Annotated in this window: 21 protein-coding genes; 12 read left to right on the top strand and 9 right to left on the bottom strand. The window is 71.9% G+C overall.

Translation table 11 applies throughout. The annotated features are described in order from the left end of the window. Positions 1-137 precede the first annotated feature (137 nt). Both ACSMX9_RS04915 and ACSMX9_RS04910 read right to left on the bottom strand, forming a co-directional pair. Entirely contained in the window at positions 138-578 is a 441-nt protein-coding gene (locus tag ACSMX9_RS04915; RefSeq protein WP_351248505.1) for a hypothetical protein, read from the bottom strand. Next, on the bottom strand, positions 569-1,072 hold the full coding sequence (locus ACSMX9_RS04910) for an ATP-binding protein (RefSeq protein ID WP_351248503.1): 504 nt from the start codon (positions 1,070-1,072) through the stop codon (positions 569-571). The genes ACSMX9_RS04915 and ACSMX9_RS04910 overlap by 10 nt, the downstream gene beginning before the upstream one ends. 214 nt (positions 1,073-1,286) lie before the next feature. Here ACSMX9_RS04910 and ACSMX9_RS04905 point away from each other — a divergent pair, with 214 nt between their 5' ends. Beyond that, a complete protein-coding gene (locus ACSMX9_RS04905; protein WP_351248501.1) occupies positions 1,287-2,147 on the top strand; it encodes a helix-turn-helix domain-containing protein in 861 nt (286 codons plus the stop codon). Continuing rightward, positions 2,148-2,390 carry a DUF397 domain-containing protein gene (locus tag ACSMX9_RS04900; protein WP_351248499.1) on the top strand — a complete coding sequence of 81 codons (243 nt, stop codon included), beginning with the start codon at positions 2,148-2,150 and terminating at the stop codon, positions 2,388-2,390. Positions 2,391-2,486: 96 nt separating this feature from the next. Here ACSMX9_RS04900 and ACSMX9_RS04895 read toward each other — a convergent pair whose 3' ends face one another. After that, the gene (locus tag ACSMX9_RS04895) at positions 2,487-3,974 is read right to left on the bottom strand and encodes a glutamate synthase subunit beta (protein ID WP_445400251.1); all 1,488 of its coding nucleotides are present in this window, start codon (positions 3,972-3,974) and stop codon (positions 2,487-2,489) included. Positions 3,975-4,147: 173 nt separating this feature from the next. Here ACSMX9_RS04895 and ACSMX9_RS04890 point away from each other — a divergent pair, with 173 nt between their 5' ends. Next, positions 4,148-4,567 carry a CBS domain-containing protein gene (locus tag ACSMX9_RS04890; RefSeq protein ID WP_445400249.1) on the top strand — a complete coding sequence of 140 codons (420 nt, stop codon included), beginning with the start codon at positions 4,148-4,150 and terminating at the stop codon, positions 4,565-4,567. Positions 4,568-4,582: 15 nt separating this feature from the next. Here the strand turns inward: ACSMX9_RS04890 and ACSMX9_RS04885 are convergent, their stop codons facing one another. The 3 genes from ACSMX9_RS04885 to ACSMX9_RS04875 form a co-directional block, all read right to left on the bottom strand. Next, on the bottom strand, positions 4,583-5,728 hold the full coding sequence (locus ACSMX9_RS04885; protein WP_445400247.1) for a magnesium and cobalt transport protein CorA: 1,146 nt from the start codon (positions 5,726-5,728) through the stop codon (positions 4,583-4,585). Positions 5,729-5,946: 218 nt separating this feature from the next. After that, positions 5,947-6,546: a methylated-DNA--[protein]-cysteine S-methyltransferase gene (locus ACSMX9_RS04880; protein ID WP_445400245.1), complete on the bottom strand. Its 600-nt coding sequence runs from the start codon at positions 6,544-6,546 to the stop codon at positions 5,947-5,949. Between the two features lie 75 nt (positions 6,547-6,621). Further along, positions 6,622-7,512 carry a glycerophosphodiester phosphodiesterase gene (locus ACSMX9_RS04875; RefSeq protein WP_445400243.1) on the bottom strand — a complete coding sequence of 297 codons (891 nt, stop codon included), beginning with the start codon at positions 7,510-7,512 and terminating at the stop codon, positions 6,622-6,624. A gap of 291 nt (positions 7,513-7,803) precedes the next feature. Here ACSMX9_RS04875 and ACSMX9_RS04870 point away from each other — a divergent pair, with 291 nt between their 5' ends. From ACSMX9_RS04870 to aroQ, 7 genes are all read left to right on the top strand, one after another. Further along, a complete protein-coding gene (locus tag ACSMX9_RS04870) occupies positions 7,804-8,751 on the top strand; it encodes an MHYT domain-containing protein (RefSeq protein WP_445400241.1) in 948 nt (315 codons plus the stop codon). A gap of 96 nt (positions 8,752-8,847) precedes the next feature. Then, complete coding sequence (uvrB, locus tag ACSMX9_RS04865) at positions 8,848-10,986, top strand: excinuclease ABC subunit UvrB (RefSeq protein ID WP_445400239.1); 2,139 nt, start codon at positions 8,848-8,850, stop codon at positions 10,984-10,986. A gap of 171 nt (positions 10,987-11,157) precedes the next feature. After that, on the top strand, positions 11,158-11,778 hold the full coding sequence (locus ACSMX9_RS04860; protein WP_445400237.1) for a TerD family protein: 621 nt from the start codon (positions 11,158-11,160) through the stop codon (positions 11,776-11,778). A gap of 135 nt (positions 11,779-11,913) precedes the next feature. After that, positions 11,914-13,644 carry a TerD family protein gene (locus tag ACSMX9_RS04855; protein ID WP_445400235.1) on the top strand — a complete coding sequence of 577 codons (1,731 nt, stop codon included), beginning with the start codon at positions 11,914-11,916 and terminating at the stop codon, positions 13,642-13,644. A gap of 444 nt (positions 13,645-14,088) precedes the next feature. Continuing rightward, positions 14,089-15,075 (top strand): TerC family protein, encoded by a 987-nt coding sequence (locus ACSMX9_RS04850; RefSeq protein WP_445400233.1) that lies wholly within the window; start codon positions 14,089-14,091, stop codon positions 15,073-15,075. A gap of 161 nt (positions 15,076-15,236) precedes the next feature. Then, positions 15,237-16,346, top strand: a complete 1,110-nt coding sequence (locus ACSMX9_RS04845) for a calcium:proton antiporter (protein WP_445400231.1) — start codon at positions 15,237-15,239, stop codon at positions 16,344-16,346. Positions 16,347-16,419: 73 nt separating this feature from the next. After that, positions 16,420-16,899, top strand: a complete 480-nt coding sequence (aroQ, locus tag ACSMX9_RS04840; protein ID WP_445400229.1) for a type II 3-dehydroquinate dehydratase — start codon at positions 16,420-16,422, stop codon at positions 16,897-16,899. Between the two features lie 17 nt (positions 16,900-16,916). Here the strand turns inward: aroQ and ACSMX9_RS04835 are convergent, their stop codons facing one another. Both ACSMX9_RS04835 and ACSMX9_RS04830 read right to left on the bottom strand, forming a co-directional pair. Further along, positions 16,917-17,573 (bottom strand): MBL fold metallo-hydrolase, encoded by a 657-nt coding sequence (locus ACSMX9_RS04835; protein WP_445400227.1) that lies wholly within the window; start codon positions 17,571-17,573, stop codon positions 16,917-16,919. A gap of 88 nt (positions 17,574-17,661) precedes the next feature. Then, positions 17,662-18,348, bottom strand: a complete 687-nt coding sequence (locus ACSMX9_RS04830) for a maleylpyruvate isomerase family mycothiol-dependent enzyme (protein WP_445400225.1) — start codon at positions 18,346-18,348, stop codon at positions 17,662-17,664. 233 nt (positions 18,349-18,581) lie between these two features. On the opposite strand from ACSMX9_RS04830, the gene uvrA reads away from it, so the two are divergent. Further along, positions 18,582-21,557 carry an excinuclease ABC subunit UvrA gene (gene uvrA, locus ACSMX9_RS04825; RefSeq protein ID WP_445400223.1) on the top strand — a complete coding sequence of 992 codons (2,976 nt, stop codon included), beginning with the start codon at positions 18,582-18,584 and terminating at the stop codon, positions 21,555-21,557. A 46-nt stretch (positions 21,558-21,603) separates the two neighbouring features. On the opposite strand, the gene ACSMX9_RS04820 is transcribed toward uvrA, so the two are convergent. Next, positions 21,604-22,515 carry a carbohydrate kinase family protein gene (locus tag ACSMX9_RS04820; protein WP_445402891.1) on the bottom strand — a complete coding sequence of 304 codons (912 nt, stop codon included), beginning with the start codon at positions 22,513-22,515 and terminating at the stop codon, positions 21,604-21,606. 217 nt (positions 22,516-22,732) lie between these two features. Between ACSMX9_RS04820 and ACSMX9_RS04815 the strand changes: the two genes are divergently transcribed. Next, a complete protein-coding gene (locus ACSMX9_RS04815) occupies positions 22,733-23,164 on the top strand; it encodes a Rieske 2Fe-2S domain-containing protein (RefSeq protein WP_445400221.1) in 432 nt (143 codons plus the stop codon). Positions 23,165-23,166: the final 2 nt, after the last annotated feature.

Genomic DNA, 23,166 nt, shown 5'->3' with positions numbered 1-23,166 from the left:
CCCGTGGACTGGGGGAACTGCCCGTCAGGTGGTGAGCTCCCGGCCGGACGCAAAAGGGGTCCGACCGGCGGCACCCCCACGGGCCGCCGGTCGGACCGGGTGACCGGGCGACACCCCCAGGGTCGCCGGTCAGGCTGTCACGGGACGCGGCACCAACTGGGCGGCGTTCCCGTGACGCGGCATAGCGCCAGATAGAGCGGTATGGGCGGGGTGTAGGGGACGGTGGCGTCCGGCCGGTGGATCAGCCCCGGGGGGCGTCCCTCGTCCGGGAGCAGGGCCCCGCAGGCGTAGCGGGCGGGCGCCGGCCACTCCAGCGCCACGTCGGAGTCGGACGGGACGATCCACCACCAGCGGTCCAGGTCGGCGTAGACGCAACCGACCCGGGGGAGACGGCGGTTCACCCGTCGGGCGTAGGGGGAGGGCACCGACACCGCGTCGCAGCCGAGCGGTACGGACATGCCCGTGGGCAGGGCCAACCGCAGGGGACAGGTGCTGCCTCCGCGTCCGTTCGCCTTGCGGTGGCGGTCCAGCCTGGCCAGCGTGCCGAGGCTCAGCGTCCGCCCGATCGTCACACCCATTCGGCCCCCGTTCCGCGGAACTCCCCCGCGCGGGACCCGGACGGCGATCCGTCCGACGGCGGTGCGGTCCGCGGCAGTTCGGCCCACACCAGCAGGCCGGGCCCGGTCTCCTGGGCGCCCCAGGCGGTGGAGACCGCCGCCACGAGGAGCAGCCCGCGTCCGTGTTCCTCCTCGGGCCGTTGGGACGAGGGACGGGGGTCGCCCGGTGCGCAGCCCTCGTCGCTGACGGCTATGCGCACCTTCTCGGAGTCGTCGTGCAACTCGCAGACGATCAGGTCCGAAGCGGTGTGCACGATGGCGTTGGTCACCAGCTCGGACACCACGAGATCGGCCGCGTCGCAGGTGTCCTCGCACACGGACCAGCCGGACAACCTGGCCCGGGTGAGACGCCTGGCCCGTGCGGGTGAACTCGGATGTGCGGCCAACTCGAAGCGGAAACGGCGCCTGGTGGTCTCGCCAGGAGACGCCCCGGCTGCCTCGGCACCGATACCCATGACGGCAGCCTCTGTTCCTAACGGCGCGGACGGAATCACGTTTGCCACTATCTCCCCGCCGTGAACACTTGGCAAGTACCACTCTGAAAATTGCAGAGTGCAGTGTGCTTGGCGTAGGACACATGACACACTGCTCGCAACAGCACGCGAAGCGGCCCCGGTTGGGTCCGCTCTTCTGTGCTGCCCGATCATCGGTGACTCTCCGGAGGTGGACGTGAGCGAACCGCGGTCCGCGCCGACCGTCGGTCAGGTCGTGCTCGGGCGCCGCCTCCAGGACCTGCGAGAACGCGCAGGGCTGAAGCGGGAGGAAGCAGCGCAGGTCCTGCGGGTCGCATCGGCCACCGTCCGTCGGATGGAGACCGCGGAGGTGGCGCTCAAGATTCCGTACCTCCAACTCCTGCTGAAGGCGTACGGGGTCCCGGAGGAGGAGGTCGACACCTTCGTCAACCTGGCGGAGGAGGCGAACCGTCCGGGCTGGTGGCAGCGCTTCCACGACGTCCTGCCGGGTTGGTTCTCCATGCACGTCAGCCTGGAGGGTGCCGCGACCCTCATCCGCACGTACGAACCCCACTTCGTTCCCGGACTGCTCCAGACGGAAGGTTACGCGCGCTCCGTGCTCCGGTCGGGCGCCGTGGGCCGCACCCGACCCGAGGACATCGAACGGCACGTGGCCCTGCGGATGCAGCGGCAGGAACTGCTGACCCGCCGGGACGCGCCCCGGCTGTGGGTCGTCATGGACGAAACCGTTCTGCGCCGTCCCGCCGGTGGCCCCGAGGTGATGCGCGAGCAGATCGACACGCTGTTGGACCGCACGAAGCTGCCGAACGTGACCCTCCAGATCGCCCAGTTCGACTCGGGTCCGCACCCCGGCACGTACGGGCCCTTCGTGCTGTTCCGCTTCGCCATGCCGGAGTTGCCCGACATGGTCTACAGCGAGTACCTGACCGGCGCCGTCTACCTCGATGCACGTCCCGAGGTCACCCGGCACCTAGAGGTCATGGACCGCATGGCGGCCCAGGCCGCTACGGCACATCGCACGAAGGAGATCCTGCGGGATCTCCGCAAGGAGCTGTGAATGGATCGCCAGGGGATATACAACGGCATGCCGGCACGCGAACTCGGCACCGAGGGCTGGCACAAGCCTTGGAGCGGGGGGAACGGCGGGAACTGCGTCGAGGCCATGAAGCTGGCCGACGGCAGGGTCGCCGTGCGTCAGTCCGCGGATCCGGACGGGCCCGCATTGATCTACACGCGTGGAGAGATCAGGGCGTTCATCCAGGGCGCCAAGGCCGGGGAGGCCGACTTCCTGCTCTCTTGACGCGTGTCCACGGCGCCCGCGGGGTCGGCGCACCGCGGTCCGGTCGGCGGCGGGGCGGAGCGGCCCCGATGCCCCAGGGTCGGCCCGCCCGTGCGTTCACACCCCCATCGCACGGTCCTGCGGGTCGATCGGCGCGGGGAGCGTGCTGCTCCCGAGGAGGAAGCGGTCCACCGCCGCCGCCACCGCCCGGCCCTCCGCGATCGCCCACACCACCAGCGACTGCCCGCGCGCCGCGTCCCCCGCGGCGAACACGCCGGGAACGTTGGTGGCGAAGGCCCGGTCACGGGCGAAGGTCCCCCGCTCGTCCAGGGCCAGCCCCAGCCCCTCGACCAGCCCGTCGTCCCGCGCGGGCCCCGAGAAGCCGAGCGCCAGCAACACCAGGTCCGCCCGCAGGGTGCGTCCCGAACCGGCCAACGGTCGCCGCCGCGCGTCCACGTCCGCCACCCGCACCCCGCACACCCGGCCCCCGGCGTCCGGGACGAAGCCCAGGGTCGAGGCCGCGAAGAGCCGGGCGTCCGCGTCCGACACCGGCGCGGTGTGCAGTTCCTCGCCCTCCTCGTGGGCCGCCGACAGCCGGTAGACCCGGGGATACGTGGGCCAGGGTTCCTCGGCGGGACGGTCCGGGCCGGGCAGGGCGTGGATGTCCAGTTGGGTCACCGAGGCGGCCCCCTCGCGCAGGGCCGTGCCCAGGCAGTCCGCACCGGTGTCCCCGCCGCCGATCACGACGACGTCCCGACCGGCCGCCGACAGCGGCGAGACCTCCAGGTCGCCCTCGCGGACCCGGTTCGCCCACGGCAGGTACTCCATCGCCTGGTGGATCCCCGTCAGGTGCCTTCCCGGCACCGGCAACTCCCGCCAGCGGGTGGCGCCGGTGGCCAGCACCACGGCGTCGTAGCGGGAACGCAGTTCCTCGGCGGGGAGGTCCCGGCCGCCCACCGCGACCCCCGTGCGGAACTTCGTCCCCTCCTCGCGCATCTGCCCCAGCCGCCGCTCCAGTTGCGCCTTGTCCATCTTGAACGCCGGTATGCCGTACCGCAGGAGCCCGCCGATCCGGTCCTCCCGTTCGAAGACGGCCACCGTGTGCCCGGCCCGGGTCAACTGCTGCGCCGCCGCGAGGCCCGCCGGGCCCGACCCGACCACCGCGACCCTCCGCCCCGAGAGCCGCTCCGGGGGCCGGGGCGGCACCCGGCCGTCCGCCCAGGCCCGGTCCGCTATCGCCGCCTCGACGTTCTTGATCGTCACCGCCGGCTGGTCGATCGCCAGCACGCATCCGGTCTCGCAGGGCGCCGGACAGAGCCGTCCCGTGAACTCGGGGAAGTTGTTGGTCGCGTGCAGCCGCTCGCTCGCGGCCCGCCAGTCGTCCCGGGCCACCAGGTCGTTCCACTCCGGGATGAGGTTGCCCAAGGGGCACGCCTGGTGGCAGAAGGGCACCCCGCAGTCCATGCACCGGTCGGCCTGGCGCCTGATCAGGGGCAGCAGGGCCCCGGGGACGTACACCTCGTCCCAGTCCCGGACCCGCTCCTCGACCGGTCGGCGCGGCCACTCCTCGCGACCGGTCCGCAGGAAGCCCTTGGGGTCGGCCATGGCCGTCTCCTCGCGTGGCGCCTCCCCCTCCACGATACGACCGGCGCCGCCGGGCGCACGCCGGCCGGGGGCCGCCCGCGTGCGCGACCCCCTCGCCCCGGAGAGAATGGATGCCGCCGGGACTAGCGACGCGTCCCGCGCCGCGCCGGCCGTCCGGCACCGGGAGGTACCGCATGACCACCGCCGGAGACATCATGCACCGGGGCGCCCAGTGGATCCCCGCTCACGAGACCCTCGACCGGGCCGCCCAGTTGATGCGCGACCTGGACGTCGGCTCGCTGCCGATCGCCGACGCCGACGAACGGCTCTGCGGCATCGTCACCGACCGCGACATCGTGGTGAAGTGCGTGGCCATGGGCCACGATCCCGCCAAGGTGACCGCGGGCGAGCTCGCCGAGGGCACCCCCCGCTGGATCGACGCGGACGCCGACGTGGACGCGGTGCTCCAGGAGATGCAGGGCCACCGTATCCGCCGGTTGCCGGTGATCGAGGACAAGCGCCTGGTGGGGATGATCAGCGAGGCCGACCTCGCCGGGCACCTCACCGACGGGCAACTCGCCACCTGGGCCGAGAGCGTCTACGCGGCGCGCTGATCCTCCCCCGCGCCGTCAGAGCCAGCCGTTGCGCCGGAACCCCCGGTGCACCAGGAAGCAGGCGACGGCGATGACGGTGAGCACCGCGGGGTAGCCGTAGGGGGAGCCGAGTTCCGGCATGTGCGCGAAGTTCATGCCGTAGACCCCGCACACCATCGTCGGCACCGCGATGATCGCCGCCCAGGCGGTGATCTTCCGCATGTCGGAGTTCTGGGCGACGGTGACCTGGGCGAGGTGGGCCTGGAGGATCGAGTTGAGGAGGTCGTCGTAGGCGCCGATCTGCTCCCCGGCCCGCAGCACGTGGTCGGCGACGTCCCGGAAGTACGCCCGTATGTCCGTGTCCGGCGTGGGGGAGGGCTGGTCGGAGAGGACCTGGAGCGGCCCGCTCAGCGGCACCACGGCGCGCTTCAGCTCCAGCAGTTCCCGCTTGAGCTGGTACACCCGGCCCGGGTCGACCCGGGCCCCGTCCTCGGCGAACACCTCGGACTCGATCTGGTCCAGATCGTTCTGGAAGGCGTCGGTGACCTGGAGGTACTCGTCGACCACCTGGTCGGCGACGGCGTGCAGCACCGCGATCGGGCCCTTGGCCAGACGGTGCGGTGCGGCCTCCAGCTCCTCGCGGAGCGGGCCGAGCGAGCCGTGCCGACCGTGCCGGACGGTGATCACGAACTCGCGGCCGACGAAGACCATCAACTCCCCGGTGTCCACCACCTCGCTGGTGGCGGTCAGCCTGGTGTGCTCCACGTAGCAGACGGTCTTGAAGACGGCGAACAGCGTCGTTCCGTACCGGTCGACCTTGGGCCGCTGGTGCGCGTGGACCGCGTCCTCGACCGCGAGGGGGTGCAGGTCGAAGAGCCGGGCGATGCCGGCGAACTGCTCCTCGGTGGGCTCGTGCAGCCCCACCCAGACGAAGCCGTCACCGCTCTCCCTGGCCTTCGCCACCTCGGCCTCCAGCAGCTCCTGGCCGCGGCTGCCGGTGGCGCCCGCCTGTCGGACCCCGCCTCGGTACCGTACGCAGTTGACCACGGCGGACCCCAACGGGGAGCGGGCCGGGTGGCTGAGGTCGACCCGTCTGCGGACCCGGGGCAACCGGGCCGCCCTGCGCCACCTGCCGACGGAGCGCAGCCCCGTGACCCTCCGCAGGTTCTCCGCCACCGACATGCCGGGACTCCTCGTTCTCGACTGCGCTCGGCGGGCAAGTCTGCCAGTCCCGGGGCGACTTCGGGGACGGCCGGGAAGGGGAAGGCTTCGTTCCCCCAGAGGTTCACTCACATCAGTGACCTGCACGTTCGTCCCGGACGCCCATCCGTCGCACCGGGCGAGGTCCGCCCCGGGATGATCCCGGCATCCGTCCGGGGCGGGGCCGCACGGACCCGAGGTCAGAACAACGGCTGGGGAAGGACCCCCTCCAGGGCCAGCAGCGTGCGCTTGGCCTCCAGTCCGCCCCCGAACCCGCCGATGCCCCCGTCGCTCTCGACGATCCGGTGGCAGGGCACGACCACCGGCAGCGGGTTGGCGCCCATGGCCGCGCCCACCGCCTGCGCGGCGCCCGGCTGCCCCACCCGGCCGGCCAACTCCCCGTAGCCGGCGACCGTTCCGTAGGGGACGCTCGCCAGCAGTTCCCGCAACACCTCGCGGTGGAAGCCCGATACCAACGACCAGTCCAGGGGCAGGTCGAAGGTCCGCAGCTGGCCCGCGAAGTACGCGGCCGTCTGCCGCACCGCCCGCGCCACCGCAGGGTCGTCGGGCGCGTGCACCGGCCGGCCGCCCAGCCGGGGCGCCAGCGCGTCGAGCACCTCCTCGCAGACCGCCGCGTCCGCGTGGAAGGCGACCTTGGCCAGTCCGCGGTGGGTGACGACCAGCAGGAGCGGGCCGATGGCGCTGTCGACGACCGCCCATCGGGCCACCCGGCCGGGGCCGGCCCCCGGGACGTCCTCGTCGGTGGTGTCGGTGCTCCGGGCGCCGTGCGTGCTGACCATGGGGCCACGGTACGCCCACGGGCCCGCCCCGGGAGCCGGCCGAGGGCTCCACCGGGCGGGCCCGTCCGGTGGCGGTCAGCCCGTTCCGGCGACCGCGAACGACTTCCGTCCGTCCAGCGTCTCGCGGACCACGTCGGGCGCGTTGGTGATGATGCCGTCCACCCCCTTGCGAACGGCGCGTCGGACCTCCTCGGGCTCGTCCACCGTCCAGACGTTGACCTCCAGTCGGCGGCCGTGGGGTCCGCCGAGGGCCTGGACGGTCGCCACGTACGCGGCGGACACGGTGCTGCTCTTCGGGTTGATCTGGTCGGTGAACTGCGCGTACCAGGGAAGCGCGGCGGGGGAGGGGGCGCCCAGGAAGCCGGTGCGCAGGTCGGGGCGGGCACCGTGCAGGGTGCGCAGGGCGTCCGCGTCGAAGCTCTGGACCACCAGCCGGTCCCTGAGGTGGCGCTGGTCGAGCCAGCGCTCCTCGGCGAGGACCTCCAGCAGGTCCTCCTCGACGCCCGGGTAGGACTTCGGCGACTTGAGCTCCAGGAGCAGCTTCTGGCCGTTGTCGTCGACGCGGCGCAGGTACGCGCGGAGCGTGGGCACGCGGGCACCGGCGTGCGCCTTCCCCTTCCACGAGCCCGCGTCCAGACGGGCGATCTCCTCGGCGGTGAAGTCGGCGACCTTCCACGGCGCCCGGTCGGGGAACACCTCCTCGGCGTCGGTGGTGCGTTTGAGGTCGGTGTCGTGGATGACGACCAGGACCCCGTCCCTGGTGCGCTGGACGTCGTTCTCGACCCAGTCGACGCCCAACGCGTCCGCCCGGTCGACGGCGGCGAGGGTGTTCTCCGGAGCCTGCGCCGAGGCCCCGCGGTGGGCGATCACGGTGACCTTCCCCTCGGTGGCGAGGGCCCGGGAGGAAAGTGTGGGCAGAACCACAGCCGTCGTACTCAAAGTGATGATCGAGGCGACGACGCCCATCCGTGCGGATACCGGAAGTTTTCGCATCATATGAACGAGCACGGGACCGACCCTGCCAGGCGGAGCGCGAGGAAACGTGTACGGCGCGTGCACACGCACGGAACGGATGACCCGGTCGGGCGCATTTACGGGTGCCCACCCGGGAATGACGAGCGTGATCCTTTATTCGGAAAATCGCTCGCGCGTTCTTCTTCGGGCCATAATCTCGATCAGCCCATGACGATCCGGGCCCTGGGAGGGGGGAAACGGACGCCACCGGGGGGCACCTCATCAGGGAAAGGGCATCCGTACATGCAAGGCACCATCGACGGCTTCACCTACGGTTGGGTCACTCCGGTGATCGCGTACGTGATGGCCTGTCTGGGGGCGGCACTGGGGCTGCGTTGCACCACCAGGTCACTGCTCGTCGCGGACTCCTGGCGGCCGGGCTGGCTGGCGCTCGGATCGGCGGCGATCGGCTCGGGCATCTGGACCATGCACTTCGTGGCGATGATGGGCTTCACGGTCCGGGAGTCGCCCATCAACTACGACATCACCATGACCTTCGCCAGCCTCGGCGTGGCGATCGCGATGGTCGGAGTGGGCGTCTTCATCGTCGGCTACAAGGGCGGCACCACCCTGGCGCTGCTCACCGGCGGCACCCTCACCGGCCTGGGCGTCGCCTCCATGCACTACCTGGGCATGGCGGCCATGCACCTCAACGGCCGCCTGCTCTACGACACCGGGACCGTGGTCCTGTCGGTGCTCGTCGCCGTGTTCGCCGCGACCGCCGCGCTGTGGGCCGCCGCCCAGGTCCGGGGCTTCGTCTGGACGCTCGGCGCCAGCCTGGTGATGGGCGTCGCCGTCACCGGCATGCACTACACCGGCATGGCCGCGCTCAGCGTCAGCGTGCACGACGGAGCGGGCAGCCTGAGCGGCGCCTCCTCCGCGGAACTCCTCACCCCGATGCTGATCGGCCCGTTGGCCTTCCTGCTGCTCGCCGGCGTCATCGTGATGTTCGACCCGGTGCTGATCATGGGGCGCTCCGAGTGGGAGGCCGGCCAGGCCGCCGACCGGGCCCGGGCCGAGCGGGCCGCGGCGGCCCAGCAGTCCGTCTTCACCCCCACCACCCCGGCCTTCCGGCCCGCCGGCACCCCCGCCGCGCCCTACGGGGGCACGCCCTACGGCGCCGGTCCCTACGGGGGCGCGCCCGGTGCCGCCCCGACCCGCCCGGCGCAGCCGGGTTCGGAGAACTGGTGAACTGACCCGGAACGGGCCGGTCCGCCTCGGCGGCCGGCCCGGCCCGCATCCCGCGGGTGCCGGCCGGTGTCAGTGCGGCGCCGTACGGTGGATGTCATGCGGCCCGTATCCCACATCGAACGCACGACGGCACCCTTCGAGGTCGTCAGCCCTTACCGCCCCAGCGGCGACCAGCCCGCGGCCATCGCGGAGCTCGACCGCCGCATCCGCGCGGGGGAGAAGGACGTCGTCCTGCTGGGCGCGACCGGCACCGGCAAGTCCGCCACCACGGCGTGGATGATCGAGAAGCTCCAGCGCCCCACCCTGGTGATGGCCCCCAACAAGACCCTGGCCGCCCAGCTGGCGAACGAGTTCCGCGAGCTGCTGCCGAACAACGCCGTCGAGTACTTCGTCTCGTACTACGACTACTACCAGCCCGAGGCGTACGTCCCCCAGTCGGACACGTACATCGAGAAGGACTCCTCGATCAACGAGGAGGTGGAGCGGCTGCGGCACTCCGCCACGAACTCCCTGCTGACCCGTCGGGACGTGGTCGTGGTGGCCTCCGTCTCCTGCATCTACGGCCTCGGCACGCCCCAGGAGTACGTCGACCGGATGGTCTCCCTCCGGGTCGGGGAGGAGATCGACCGCGACGCCCTGCTGCGCCGCTTCGTCGACATCCAGTACACGCGCAACGACGCGGCGTTCACCCGCGGGACCTTCCGGGTGCGCGGGGACACCATCGAGATCTTCCCGGTCTACGAGGAGCTCGCGGTCCGCATCGAGATGTTCGGGGACGAGATCGAGGCCCTGTCCACCCTCCACCCGCTCACCGGCGAGGTGATCAGCGACGACCAGCACCTCCACGTGTTCCCCGCCTCGCACTACGTGGCCGGCCCGGAGCGGCTGGAGCGCGCGGTCAACGACATCGAGGCGGAGCTGACGGGGCGGCTGACCGACCTGGAGAAGCAGAGCAAGCTGCTGGAGGCGCAGCGGCTGAGGATGCGCACCACCTACGACATCGAGATGCTCCGGCAGATCGGCTCCTGCTCCGGCGTGGAGAACTACTCGATGCACTTCGACGGCCGCTCCCCGGGCTCTCCGCCGAACACCCTGCTGGACTACTTCCCCGAGGACTTCCTCTTGGTCATCGACGAGTCGCACGTCACGGTGCCCCAGATCGGTGCGATGTACGAGGGCGACGCCTCCCGCAAGCGCACCCTGGTGGACCACGGGTTCCGGTTGCCCTCCGCCCTCGACAACCGCCCGCTGCGGTGGGAGGAGTTCCAGGAGCGCATCGGCCAGACCGTCTACCTCTCCGCGACCCCCGGGAACTACGAGCTGGCGCGGTCGGACGGCTTCGTCGAGCAGATCATCCGCCCCACCGGCCTGGTCGACCCCGAGGTCGTCGTCAAGCCCACGGAGGGCCAGATCGACGACCTGGTGCACGAGATCCGCAAGCGCACCGAGCGGGACGAACGCGTCCTGGTCACCACCCTCACCAAGAAGATGGCCGAGGACCTCACGGACTACTTCCTGGAACTGGGCATCCAGGTGCGCTACCTGCACAGCGACGTCGACACCCTGCGCCGGGTCGAACTCCTGCGGGAGCTGCGGGCGGGCGAGTACGACGTCCTGGTCGGCATCAACCTCCTCCGCGAGGGACTCGACCTGCCCGAGGTCTCCCTGGTCGCCATCCTGGACGCGGACAAGGAGGGCTTCCTGCGGTCGGGCACCTCGCTGATCCAGACCATCGGACGGGCGGCCCGCAACGTCTCCGGGCAGGTCCACATGTACGCGGACAAGGTCACCCCGGCGATGGAGAAGGCCATCGAGGAGACCAACCGCCGCCGGGAGAAGCAGGTCGCCTACAACAAGGAGAGGGGCATCGACCCGCAGCCCCTCCGCAAGAAGATCAACGACATCGTGGCCACCATCGCCCGCGAGGAGGTCGACACCGAGCAACTCCTCGGCACGGGGTACCGGGCGACGAAGGACGGCAAGGGTGCGAAGGCCCCCGTCCCCACGCGCGGCGGTGCGGCCAAGGGCACGCAGCGGTCCGCGGCCGGGGCCGCCGCGGCGGGCGGACCCACGGACCGGCCGGCCGCCGCGCTCGCCGAGCAGATCGAGGAGATGACCGCACGGATGCGGGCCGCCGCGGCCGACCTCCAGTTCGAGATCGCGGCCCGGCTGCGGGACGAGGTGTCGGAGATGAAGAAGGAACTCCGGCAGATGAAGGAGGCCGGGTTGTCCTGACGGCGGCCCGTGCCGCGGCTCCCGCGACCGGTCGCGGGAGCCTGCGCGCCGGTGTGTTGCAAGACCGACACAAACGGCGGACATCGGTGCGGCGCGATCGGCGCCCGTGCATAGGGTTCTCGGCAACCGCGTTTCACCGCGGCCCGGGGACGGTCGGAGAGGGGACAACGCGTGACGGTCAACTTGTCCAAGGGGCAGGCCATCAGTCTGCAGAAGGGCGACGGGGGCGCCCTGACCGCGGTGCGCATGGGGCTCGGCTGGCAGGCGGCACGGCGCCGCGGCCTGTTCGGCTCCCGCACCCGGGAGGTCGACCTGGACGCCTCCGCGGTGCTCTTCGCCGAGAAGAACCCCGTCGACGTGGTCTTCTTCCGCCACCTCGTCAGCGACGACGGTTCCGTGCAGCACACCGGGGACAACCTGGTCGGTGGCGCCGGCCAGGGCGGGGACGACGAGGCCATCGTCGTCGACCTCGCACGGCTGCCGGTCCACGTCGACCAGATCGTCTTCACGGTGAACTCGTTCACCGGCCAGACCTTCGCCGAGGTGCAGAACGCGTTCTGCCGCCTCGTGGACGAGACCAACGGCCAGGAACTGGCCCGCTACTCGCTCGACGGCGGCGAAGCCGCCTCCGGGGACCGGGACACCGCGGGCGCCGACTGGAGACGCGCCACCGCGCAGATCATGGCCAAGGTCCACCGGGCGGGCACGGGGTGGCGGATGACGGCCATCGGACAGCCGGCCAACGGCCGCACCTTCCAGGACCTGATGCCGGCGATCCTGCCGCACCTGTAGCGGAGCGGGCCGGCGCCGCCGGCCCACCGCCGTCCGCTTCCGGGCCGACCCGGGCGGAGCGCGCGGACGGAGCCCACCGGGCGCACGGAACGACACGGAGCGCGCACCGCGCTCGGGACACGGGGGACGCGGGCGATGACGGCCGAACTGGTCCGGGGGGAGAACCGCCCACTGATCCGGACCCGCCTGGAGGTCCGGATCACGACGGACGGGTCGGTGATCGCCGGGGCCGTCCTCGGTGGCGACGGGAGCGGGGCATCGGGTCCGGCCCGGGTCGTGCACCCCGGCGCGCCCGCGCTCCCCGGCCTGGAGGTCGTGCCGGGCACGGCCGCGGGCCACCGCCTCGCCCTGGACCTGAGCGCACTGCCAGAGGGGACGGAACGGGTGCAGGTCTTCCTGGCCCTTCCGGCCGCCGGTGGCGGGCCGACGGGCTTCGGGGCCCTGCCCGCGCCGTTCGCCGCGGTCGGCGAACCGCACGGCACCGAGGTCGCCACCTACACCGTGATCGGCCTGGACACGGAGTCCGCGGTCGTGGTCCTGGAGCTCTACCGCAGGGGCGGCGTCTGGAAGGTGCGCGCGGTCGGCCAGGGCTACGCGGGCGGGCTGGCCGAACTGCTCGCCGACCACGGGGTGCCCGACGCGGTCGAACGGGCCGGGGCCGTCGCCGCGACCAGGGTGCTGGCGCCGGGCTCCGTCGACTACACCCACCGGGGCCGTTCCCCCGCGGCCGGGTCGCCCCCCGTGCCCGTCGCGGGCGATGCCACCGGTTGGTCGTGGGAGGAACGGCTGTACAACCAGGTCCGCGGCATGTTCGAGGACCTGGCCCGCAGCGTCGCCGCGTACCGCAGCGCCGTGGACTTCGCGGAGTCCCGGCGGGACCGGGAACTGGACCGGGCCCTCGCGGACCCCCGGGGCCGACTGGACGCGGGCGACGGCGCCCGGCGGGCGGCCCGCGACAGGTACGTGGCGCTGGTCGAGCGGGCCAAGGCCGCTCTCGACCGCGACCTCGCCCGACTGCGCGACGAGTCCGCCGTCGTCGAACCCGCGCTGCCGGCGGCCTTCGCCCGCTGGGACAACGCGGTGTGGCAGGGCGCGCCCCTGCCCGTCGAAGCCCCGATGGCACTGCGCCTGGGAGACCTGCGCCTGCCCGAGGCCGACCGGCTCCGCGTGCCGATGCTGGTCCGACTGCCCCTGGAGCGCGGGCTCTGGGTCGACAGCGGTCGGACCTCGGTGGTGGCGGCCACCGTCGACGAGGACACCCACCGACGTCTGGCGCTGGCGAGCGCCGTGGCCCACGTCGTCCGCATCGTCGCCGTGCACCCGCCCGGCGAGTTCGCGGTCCACGCGATCGACGCGGCCGGTGCCGGGGCGAACGGTCTCGCCCCCCTCCTCGACGGCGGTGCCCTCGCCTCCCCGCCGGCCCGGGGGGCGGCCGGGGTGGCCGAGGTGCTCGCCCGGTTGACCCGGCGGGTGGACCTGGTGCAGATGGCGCTGCGCAACGAGGCGGTCGACGCACTCCCGAGCGACCTGGACACCGCGCGGCAGTTGCTGATCGTCCACGACTTCCCGCACGGCTTCGACGACCGGGCCGTCACCCAGCTGCGGTACCTCGCCGACGAGGGCCCCGGCGTCGGGGTGCACCTGTTGATGGTGGCCGACCGCGAGGACGCCGCGGCCTTCGGCCCGCTGCTCGACCCGCTGTGGCGTTCACTGCTCCGACTGACCCCCGTGCCCGACGACCACCTCGTCGACCCCTGGGTGGGGCACGCCTGGACCTACGAACCCTCGCTCCCGCCGTCCGGCGGTGAGGTCCTCCACCGGGTGCTGGCCCGGGTGGCCGCCGCCCGGCGGGACCGGGGACGCTGAGCCGGGGGGACGGACGGCCGGTGCCGTGGACCCGGAAACGACCGGGTCCACGAACGGAATGGTTTTAACGAGGAAAACCCGCGAAAAGGCGCGGTGGCTCACTCGTTCGGACGTTCGCGAGCCGGTTCGGACGGCAGTCGCTCACGCATTGCACCCGGAAGGGTCAATGTGCGTGACACGTTGTTTCGTGCATTTGCCTGGCCTGGTGACTTGGCTCTCACTTTACCTTCTTCTTTACTGCGGTTTGATCGGTCGGGTAATCTGATGCACGCGGAGGGGAGTACTCCCTAATCTGCGGCGTACCCGTCAATACGGACCCGGCAGGGTCCCGGGGCGTCGGCCCGCGGGACGGGGGAGCGGTCACACGTTCCCCGCCCCCGGGTGGAAGAGACCTCCGGCAGCGGACGACGCTGGAACCTGCCGTTACGTACTGCCGGAGGCGCAGTGGATGTTTCCATGACCCTGTGGGTCACCACCATCGTGGGCTTGTGTGTGCTGATCGGGGCCGACTTCTTCATCGGTCGCAAGCCGCACGACGTGTCCATCAAGGAAGCCGGCATCTGGACGATCGTCTGGGTCGTGCTGGCCGCACTGTTCGGCATCGGCCTGTGGATCTGGGGCGGTGCCACCCCCGCCGGCGAGTTCTTCGCCGGCTACATCACCGAGAAGTCGCTGAGCGTCGACAACCTCTTCGTCTTCGTCCTGATCATGGCGAAGTTCGCCGTCCCGACCCAGTACCAGCAGCGGGTCCTGCTGATCGGCGTGCTCGTCGCCCTGGTGCTCCGGGCGATCTTCATCGCGGCCGGCGCCGCGATCATCACCAACTTCTCCTGGGTCTTCTACATCTTCGGTGCCTTCCTCATCTACACCGCCTGGAAGCTGATCCAGGAGGCCCGCGCCGACGAGGAGGACGAGGACTGGGACGAGAACCGTCTCCTCAAGGCCGCGGAGAAGCGCTTCGGCGTCTCCAGCGAGTACCACGGCACCAAGCTGTGGATCGTGGAGAACGGCAAGAAGGTCATGACCCCGATGCTGGTGGTCATGCTGGCCATCGGCACCACGGACATCCTGTTCGCCCTGGACTCGATCCCCGCGATCTTCGGTCTGACCCAGGACCCGTACATCGTGTTCACGGCCAACGCGTTCGCCCTGATGGGTCTGCGCCAGCTGTACTTCCTGATCGGCGGACTGCTCAAGAAGCTGGTCCACCTCAGCTACGGCCTGTCGGTCATCCTCGGCTTCATCGGCATCAAGCTGGTGCTGCACGCACTGCACGAGAGCGGCGTCAGCGTCCCGGAGATCTCCATCCCGGTCTCGCTGGGCGTGATCTGCACCGTCCTCATCGTGACCACCATCACCAGCCTCATGGCCTCCAAGAAGCAGGCCCGCGAAGAGGCGGAGAAGGCGGACCACCAGGGCGTCGACCTCTGACCCCTGCCGCGGCCGGTGGCACCACGCCCACCGGCCGCGGACACCACCTCGCGACAGCCGCCGGCCCCCGGGCCGGCGGCCGTCGTCGTCCTCCCGACTCCACCCGATATGGGTGCTGACCCCGTCTGGAACGACGGAGGCTCGGATCGTACGATCGGATCATGATCGTTGGGCTTCGAGAAGTGGTGTCGCGCTGGACCGAGGCGATGCCGGTCCTCGGAGTGGTCCTCCTGGCCCTCACCTGGGGGCGGGACCTCGCGGGCCCCCTCGTCGGCGTGGTCACCCTGGTCCTCGCCGCGGCCGTGCTCGCCGCCGTGCACCACGCGGAGGTCGTCGCCCACCGGGTCGGCGAACCCCTGGGCTCCCTGGTCCTCGCGGTCGCCGTCACGATCATCGAGGTGGCCCTGATCGTCACCCTGATGATCGACGGAGGTGACAAGAGCGCCACCCTCGCCCGGGACACCGTCTTCGCCGCCGTCATGATCACCTGCAACGGCATCGTGGGTCTCAGCCTCCTCGTCGGCTCCCTGCGGCACCGGGTCGCGGTCTTCAATCCCGAGGGAACCGGAGCGGCCCTCGCCACCGTGGCCACCATCGCCACGCTCAGCCTCGTCCTGCCCACCTTCACCACCAGCAAGCCCGGACCCGAGTTCTCCACCTCGCAGCTCACCTTCGCCGCCGTGGCCTCGCTGATCCTGTACGGGCTCTTCGTCGCCACCCAGACCGTGCGCCACCGGTCGTACTTCCTGCCGATCACCCAGGGCGGCGAGGTCATCGACACCACCTCCGCCGGCCAGGAGGCCGAACGGCCCAGTGCCCGGGCCGCCTACGCCAGCCTCGCCCTGCTGGTCCTCGCCCTCGTGGGGGTGGTCGGGCTCGCCAAAGGAGTCTCACCGACCATCGAGTCGGCGGTGGAGGGCGCCGGGATGCCGCACGCGGTGGTCGGCGTCATCATCGCGCTGCTCGTGCTGCTCCCGGAGACCATCGCCGCGGTCCGGGCCGCCCGCCGCGACCGGGTGCAGATCAGCCTGAACCTCGGCCTCGGCTCGGCGATGGCCAGCATCGGGCTGACCATCCCGGCCGTCGCCGTCGCCTCGATCTGGCTGTCCGGGCCCTTGGTGCTCGGACTGAGCGCCACCCACATGGTGCTGCTCGCGCTCACGGTCGTCGTCGGCACCCTCACCGTGGTGCCCGGCCGGGCCACCCCCCTCCAAGGCGGCGTCCACCTGGTGCTGCTCGCCGCCTACCTGGTGCTCGCCGTGAACCCCTGACCGCGCGGCCTCCCGGGCGGTCCGCCGCGCGTGATAGACACCCCTGAACGCCGCACCGACCGGAGGCCCCGCGATGACCCGCCCCGCCCACTCCCTGGCCACCGCCCCGATCATGGTCCTCAACGGGCCCAACCTGAACCTGCTGGGGCTGCGCCAGCCCGAGATCTACGGCCGCGCCACCCTCGCCGACGTCGAGGACCTGTGCGCCCGAACGGCCGCCGGGCACGGCGGCACCGTGGACTTCCGGCAGTCCAACCACGAGGGCGAGTTGGTGGACTGGATCCACGAGGCCCGCCTGGGCCACGCGGGCATCGTGATCAACCCGGCCGCCTACTCGCACACCTCCGTCGCCCTGCTCGACGCCCTCAACGCCTGCGACGGCCTGCCGGTCGTGGAGGTGCACATCTCGAACGTCCACCGGCGCGAGGCGTTCCGGCACCACTCCTACGTGTCGCTGCGCGCGGACGGGGTCATCGCGGGCTGCGGGGTGCAGGGCTACGCCTTCGGCGTGGAGCGCGTCGCGGCGCTGCTGGCCGAGCGGGCGGACGGCTGAGGGCGGGGCCCGGACGGCTACCAGCCGCGGGCCCGCCACGCGGGGAGCTGGGGGCGCTCGGCGCCCAGGGTGGTGTCCCGGCCGTGCCCCGGGTAGACCCAGGTCTCGTCGGGCAGCACGTCGAAGACCTTGGTCTCCACGTCGTTCAGCAGGTCCGTGAAGGCGACCGGGTCGCGGCGGGTGTTGCCGACCCCGCCGGGGAACAGGCAGTCACCGGTGAACACGTGCGGGGGGCCGTGCGGGTCGTCGTAGACCAAAGCGATCGACCCGGGGGTGTGGCCCCGGAGGTGGACGGCGCGCAGTTCGACCCGCCCCACCCGCAGCACGTCGCCGTCCGCCACCGGCACGTCGGTCGGCACCGGGATGCCCTCGGCGTCGTACCGCCCGGCGTAGGTGCGGGCGCCGGTCGCGGCGACCACCTCGGCGAGCGCCTGCCAGTGGTCCGCGTGCCGATGGGTGGTGACCACCGAGGCGATCCCGTCGGAGCCGATCAGCGTGAGCAGGGTCGGGGCGTCGTTGGCGGCGTCGATCAGCAACTGCGCGTCGGTGGCGCGGCAGCGGAGCAGATAGGCGTTGTTCTCCATCGGTCCGACCGCGACCTTGGAGATCATCAGGTCCTGCAACTCGTGCACGTCCGCGGGACCGCCGACCTTCACCACTCCGCTGTACGTCATGGCTTCAGCCTACTCAGCACGGTGCGGGGGCGGGGTCGAACCGCGAGGTCCGGGCGGGCCCTCCCGGACCCGCCCGGTACGGGGTGGCTCAGAGGCCCGGCAGCACGGGGAGGGCTCCGCCGACGACGGTGAGCGCCGCGCCGTCGCGACGACCGGCCAGCCAACCCAGGAGGTCGGCCTGGCGGCCGGTGACGGTGAGCGGGGTTCCGGTGCGGTCGCCGGTCGTGATCATGCGGCCGTCGTCCTGGCGGATCAGGACGCCCGGGACGGTGTCGTGCCCGCGGAACCGTTCGGCGAGGAAGAGGATCTCCTGCTGGACGAAGCCGAGCGGCAGGTCCTCCAGCTCGTAGCCGATGCCCAGGTCGACGTGGTGCAGTTCGACCTCCACCAGACGGCGGAACGGGACGCGGGAGGCGGTGTCGGTGACCCCGCCCCGCAGGTGCACCGTCCGGGACCAGTCGGTCTGCGCGGCGGCGGTCGCGAACAACCGCTCCGCGCTCGTGCGCACGTCCTTGAGGTGGGTGTCGAGGTCCCGGTCGGCGTCCCGGGCGATGTCCGCCTCCCGGGCCTCGGCGCTCTCGTACATGGGGAGCCCGGTCAGCACGTTCACGAGGGCGTCGGCGTTGCGGGACAGATGGGCCAGCACGTGCCCTCTGCTCCAGCCGGGCAGGCGTGACGGCTCGGCTGATGAGGCGTTGTCCAGGGCGGCGATCGCGGCGAGGAGCCGCTCGGTCGCGTCACGTACAGCTTCCAGGTCGCGTACATGATCAATCATGGCCACGACGATAGCCCCGCCACACCTTCGAGTGAAGGTGGCGTCCCAGGACCGGAAATCGAATGCACGTGCTATAAGCTCGGAACGAGCATCGGGCATGCTTGACATGTCGGGAGCGCCGTCGAGCGTCCCGTTTCCAGCACGACCGCCCATCGCTGACGGCGGCCCCTCAGGAGTCCGGGAGGACCGGGGGCCCCGCCCTGTCGCTTCATTCAAGAAAGGTGCGGACCGGCGTGGCCGACCGTCTCATCGTCCGTGGTGCCCGCGAGCACAATCTGAAGAACGTCTCGCTCGACCTGCCGCGTGACTCGCTCATCGTCTTCACGGGCCTGTCCGGTTCGGGCAAGTCCTCGCTCGCCTTCGACACGATCTTCGCCGAGGGGCAGCGGCGCTACGTCGAGTCGCTGTCCTCGTACGCCCGGCAGTTCCTCGGGCAGATGGACAAGCCGGACGTCGACTTCATCGAGGGGCTGTCCCCGGCCGTCTCGATCGACCAGAAGTCCACCTCGCGCAACCCCCGCTCCACGGTCGGCACGATCACCGAGGTCTACGACTACCTGCGGCTCCTCTTCGCCCGGATCGGCAAGCCGCACTGCCCCGAGTGCGGGCGCCCGATCTCCCGCCAGTCGCCCCAGGCGATCGTGGACAAGGTCCTCGCCCTGCCCGAGGGCAGCCGCTTCCAGGTCCTGTCGCCGCTGGTGCGCGAGCGCAAGGGCGAGTTCGTCGACCTCTTCGCCGACCTCCAGACCAAGGGCTACAGCCGGGCCCGGGTGGACGGGGAGACCGTCCAGCTCGCGGAGCCGCCCGTCCTGAAGAAGCAGGAGAAGCACACCATCGAGGTGGTCGTGGACCGCCTCACCGTCAAGGACAGCGCCAAGCGCCGGCTGACGGACTCGGTGGAGACCGCCCTCGGACTCTCCGGCGGCATGGTCGTGCTGGACTTCGTGGACCTGCCCGAGGACGACCCCGAGCGCGAACGCATGTACTCGGAGCACCTCTACTGCCCCTACGACGACCTGTCGTTCGAGGAGCTGGAGCCGCGCTCCTTCTCCTTCAACTCCCCCTTCGGCGCCTGCCCCGACTGCACCGGCATCGGCACGCGGATGGAGGTCGATCCGGAGCTGATCGTCCCGGACGAGGACAAGTCCCTGGACGAGGGGGCGATCCACCCCTGGTCCCACGGGGCGACCAAGGACTACTTCGGACGGCTGGTCGGGGCACTCTCCGAGGCCCTGGGCTTCCGGACGGACATCCCCTGGCGAGGACTGCCGCAACGGGCCAAGAAGGCCCTGCTCAACGGACACCGCACGCAGATCGAGGTCCGCTACCGCAACCGCTACGGCCGGGAGCGGGTCTACACCACCGCCTTCGAGGGCGCCGTGCAGTTCGTGAAGCGGCGGCACAGCGAGGCCGAGAGCGACACCAGCAGGGAGCGCTTCGAGGGCTACATGCGCGAGGTGCCCTGCCCCACCTGCCAGGGCACCCGGCTGAAGCCGATCGTGCTGGCGGTCACGGTGATGGAGAAGTCGATCGCCGAGGTCTCCGCCATGTCGATCAGCGACTGCGCGGACTTCCTCGGGCGGCTCAAGCTCAACGCCCGTGACAAGAAGATCGCCGAACGCGTCCTCAAGGAGGTCAACGAGCGCCTGCGGTTCCTGGTGGACGTCGGCCTCGACTACCTCTCGCTGAACCGTGCGGCGGGCACCCTGTCCGGCGGCGAGGCCCAGCGCATCCGGTTGGCCACCCAGATCGGCTCCGGTCTGGTGGGCGTGCTGTACGTGCTGGACGAGCCGTCGATCGGGCTCCACCAGCGGGACAACCACCGGCTGATCGAGACCCTGGTGCGGCTGCGCGACATGGGCAACACGCTCATCGTGGTGGAGCACGACGAGGACACCATCAAGGTCGCCGACTGGGTGGTGGACATCGGCCCCGGCGCCGGCGAGCACGGCGGCGAGGTCGTCCACAGCGGTTCGTTGGCCGAACTCCTGACCAACGGCGATTCGATCACCGGGGCGTACCTCGCGGGCGAGCGCAGCATCCCGCTGCCCGAGATCCGCCGCCCGGTCGACCCCTCCCGCCGGCTCACCGTGCACGGCGCCCGCGAGAACAACCTCCGGGACATCGACGTCTCCTTCCCGCTGGGCGTGCTCACCGCGGTCACCGGGGTCTCCGGCTCCGGGAAGTCGACCTTGGTCAACGACATCCTCTACACCCACCTCGCCCGCGAACTGAACGGCGCCCGGAGCGTGCCCGGCCGACACACCCGGGTCGACGGCGACGACCTGGTCGACAAGGTCGTCCACGTCGACCAGTCCCCGATCGGACGGACCCCCCGCTCCAACCCGGCCACCTACACCGGGGTCTTCGACCACGTGCGCAGGCTGTTCGCGGAGACCACCGAGGCCAAGGTCCGCGGGTACCAGCCGGGCCGCTTCTCGTTCAACGTCAAGGGCGGTCGGTGCGAGAACTGCTCCGGCGACGGCACGATCAAGATCGAGATGAACTTCCTGCCGGACGTGTACGTGCCCTGCGAGGTCTGCCACGGCGCGCGCTACAACCGGGAGACGCTGGACGTCCACTACAAGGGCAAGTCCATCGCCGAAGTGCTCGACATGCCCATCGAGGAGGCGCTCGACTTCTTCGAGGCGGTGCCCGCCATCGCCCGGCACCTCAAGACGCTGCACGAGGTCGGGCTCGGCTACGTCCGCCTCGGACAGCCCGCGCCGACCCTCTCCGGCGGCGAGGCCCAGCGGGTCAAGCTCGCCAGCGAGTTGCAGAAGCGCTCCACCGGCCGCACGGTGTACGTCCTCGACGAGCCCACCACCGGCCTGCACTTCGAGGACATCAGCAAGCTGATCACCGTGCTGGCCGGACTGGTCGACAAGGGCAACACCGTCATCGTGATCGAGCACAACCTCGACGTGATCAAGACGGCGGACTGGGTCGTGGACATGGGGCCGGAGGGCGGCAACGGCGGCGGTCTGGTCGTCGCCGAGGGGACCCCGGAGGAGATCGCGGGGGTCCCGGCCAGCCACACCGGCAAGTTCCTCCAGGACGTCCTGGGAGCCGACCGGGTGGGTGCCGCCACGGTGTCCCCGGTCCGCAAGCGGCGGACGGCCGCCAAGACCGCAGCCGCCAAGACCACGGCGGCGAAGAAGGCCCCGGCCAAGAAGACGACTGCGGCCCGCCGGACCCGCAAGGCGTGACGGCACCCCGGGGCCGGCCGCCGCGCGGCGGCCGGCCCCGGGCGGCTCAGGACGCCGACACCTCCGCCGCGGTCGGGGCGTCCGCGCCCCGGCGGGTGCAGGTGAGCGCCGCCGCCCGGGCCGCGAAGCCGAGGACGTCGGCCCAGCCGCTCCGCGGGAGCGCGGCGAGTGCCCCCGCGCCCAGCGCGTCGTGCGCCGCCAAGCGGTGCAGCAACGCCGCGGTGACCGTGTCACCCGCGCCGATCGTGTCCACCACCCGCACCCGGACGGCGGGCACCCGCACCTCCTCCCCGGCGCGGGTGTGCACCGAGAGTCCGTCCGCGCCCCGGGTCAGCACCACCGCGGCCGGGCCCGCGGCCAGCCAGTCGGCCGGCGTGCCGCCCAGCCACCGGGCGTCCTCGACGGAGAGCTTCAGCAGGTCGACGGAGGGCAACCAGGACCGGAACCGCGCCCGGTGGGCCTTGGCGTCCGGGACCAGGGCCGGGCGGACGTTGGGGTCCAGCACGGTGAGGACGCCGTCCCGGTGGGCGCGGTGCAGCACCCGTTCGTAGGCGCTGGCGCCCGGTTCCAGGACCAGGGAGCAGGTGCCGAAGGACACCGCCCGCGTCCCCGCGGGCAGCCGGTCCGGAGCGGTGAACAGCCGGTCGGCGGTGCCCTCCCCGTAGAACGCGTACCCCGCGCCGCCGTCCGGGGCCACCGAGGCCAGGGCCAGGGTGGTGGGTTCGGGACCGCGCTGCACGCCCGACACGTCCACCCCGGCCCCGCTCAACCCGGCCAGCAGCGCCGTGCCGTAGCCGTCCTCGCTCAGCCGGGACAGGAACGCGGTGCGCGAGCCCAGCCGCCCCAGGGCCAGCGCGGTGTTGTACGGGCCCCCGCCGGGCCGCGGGTGCAGGGGCGCCCAGGGGTCGGGGCGGTCGGGCACCAGGTCGATCAGGGCCTCACCGGCGACGACGATCACGTACGGGTCCTCCCACGGGTCGGTTCCGGCCGGAGCGCCGGGGGCGCCTCCGGAGACCGGCACGGGTCCGGACCGCAGCGTACGCGGCCCGCCGCGGCCGCCACCCCCGCCGGGCCGGCCGGACGGCGGCGGGTAGGGTCGGAACCGCCCCACCGCGGTCCGCCCGCTGCCTTCGCCCGGGCCCGGACCCCCACCCGCACGCACCCACGGAGACGCCATGTCCGCTCACCCGACGCCGAGCCGCCGCACCCTGTTGCAAGGGGCGGCGGCCGTACCGGTGGCCGGCATCGGGCTCACCGCCTGCTCCGCCACCGGGAACCTCCCCCGGGCGGCCAGCGCCACCCCCACCGCCCCCGTGGACCTGGGGCCCGAGGCGGAGGTGGCGAAGGGCGAGACCAAGCTGTTCAGGAAGGAGAGGGTGGTGGTCACCCGGGCCGCGGACGGCGCCCTCACCGCCCACGGCAGCGTCTGCACGCACGGGAGGTGCGCCATCAGCAAGCTGGAGGGCACCACCCTGATCTGTCCCTGTCACGGCAGCCACTTCGACGCCACCACCGGCGAGGTGCTCCAGCGTCCGGCCACGGTGCCGCTGCCGAAGGTGCCGGTCCGGATCGAGGGCGGCAAGCTGATCGCGGGCCCGGAGGCCTGACC

This window comes from Streptomyces sp. LE64, from assembly GCF_052606915.1.
The sequence above is the reverse complement of the archived record's forward strand: the minus strand, read 5'-3'. Positions and strand labels throughout refer to the sequence as shown.

Coding starts and splice junctions, on each gene's coding strand:
- ACSMX9_RS04915 (WP_351248505.1), bottom strand. CDS start 578: ATGGGTGTGACGATCGGGCGGACGCTGAGCCTCGGCACGCTGGCCAGG.
- ACSMX9_RS04910 (WP_351248503.1), bottom strand. CDS start 1,072: ATGGGTATCGGTGCCGAGGCAGCCGGGGCGTCTCCTGGCGAGACCACC.
- ACSMX9_RS04900 (WP_351248499.1), top strand. CDS start 2,148: ATGGATCGCCAGGGGATATACAACGGCATGCCGGCACGCGAACTCGGC.
- ACSMX9_RS04895 (WP_445400251.1), bottom strand. CDS start 3,974: ATGGCCGACCCCAAGGGCTTCCTGCGGACCGGTCGCGAGGAGTGGCCG.
- ACSMX9_RS04890 (WP_445400249.1), top strand. CDS start 4,148: ATGACCACCGCCGGAGACATCATGCACCGGGGCGCCCAGTGGATCCCC.
- ACSMX9_RS04885 (WP_445400247.1), bottom strand. CDS start 5,728: ATGTCGGTGGCGGAGAACCTGCGGAGGGTCACGGGGCTGCGCTCCGTC.
- ACSMX9_RS04880 (WP_445400245.1), bottom strand. CDS start 6,546: ATGGTCAGCACGCACGGCGCCCGGAGCACCGACACCACCGACGAGGAC.
- ACSMX9_RS04875 (WP_445400243.1), bottom strand. CDS start 7,512: ATGGGCGTCGTCGCCTCGATCATCACTTTGAGTACGACGGCTGTGGTT.
- ACSMX9_RS04870 (WP_445400241.1), top strand. CDS start 7,804: ATGCAAGGCACCATCGACGGCTTCACCTACGGTTGGGTCACTCCGGTG.
- uvrB (WP_445400239.1), top strand. CDS start 8,848: ATGCGGCCCGTATCCCACATCGAACGCACGACGGCACCCTTCGAGGTC.
- ACSMX9_RS04855 (WP_445400235.1), top strand. CDS start 11,914: ATGACGGCCGAACTGGTCCGGGGGGAGAACCGCCCACTGATCCGGACC.
- ACSMX9_RS04845 (WP_445400231.1), top strand. CDS start 15,237: ATGATCGTTGGGCTTCGAGAAGTGGTGTCGCGCTGGACCGAGGCGATG.
- aroQ (WP_445400229.1), top strand. CDS start 16,420: ATGACCCGCCCCGCCCACTCCCTGGCCACCGCCCCGATCATGGTCCTC.
- ACSMX9_RS04835 (WP_445400227.1), bottom strand. CDS start 17,573: ATGACGTACAGCGGAGTGGTGAAGGTCGGCGGTCCCGCGGACGTGCAC.
- ACSMX9_RS04830 (WP_445400225.1), bottom strand. CDS start 18,348: ATGATTGATCATGTACGCGACCTGGAAGCTGTACGTGACGCGACCGAG.
- ACSMX9_RS04815 (WP_445400221.1), top strand. CDS start 22,733: ATGTCCGCTCACCCGACGCCGAGCCGCCGCACCCTGTTGCAAGGGGCG.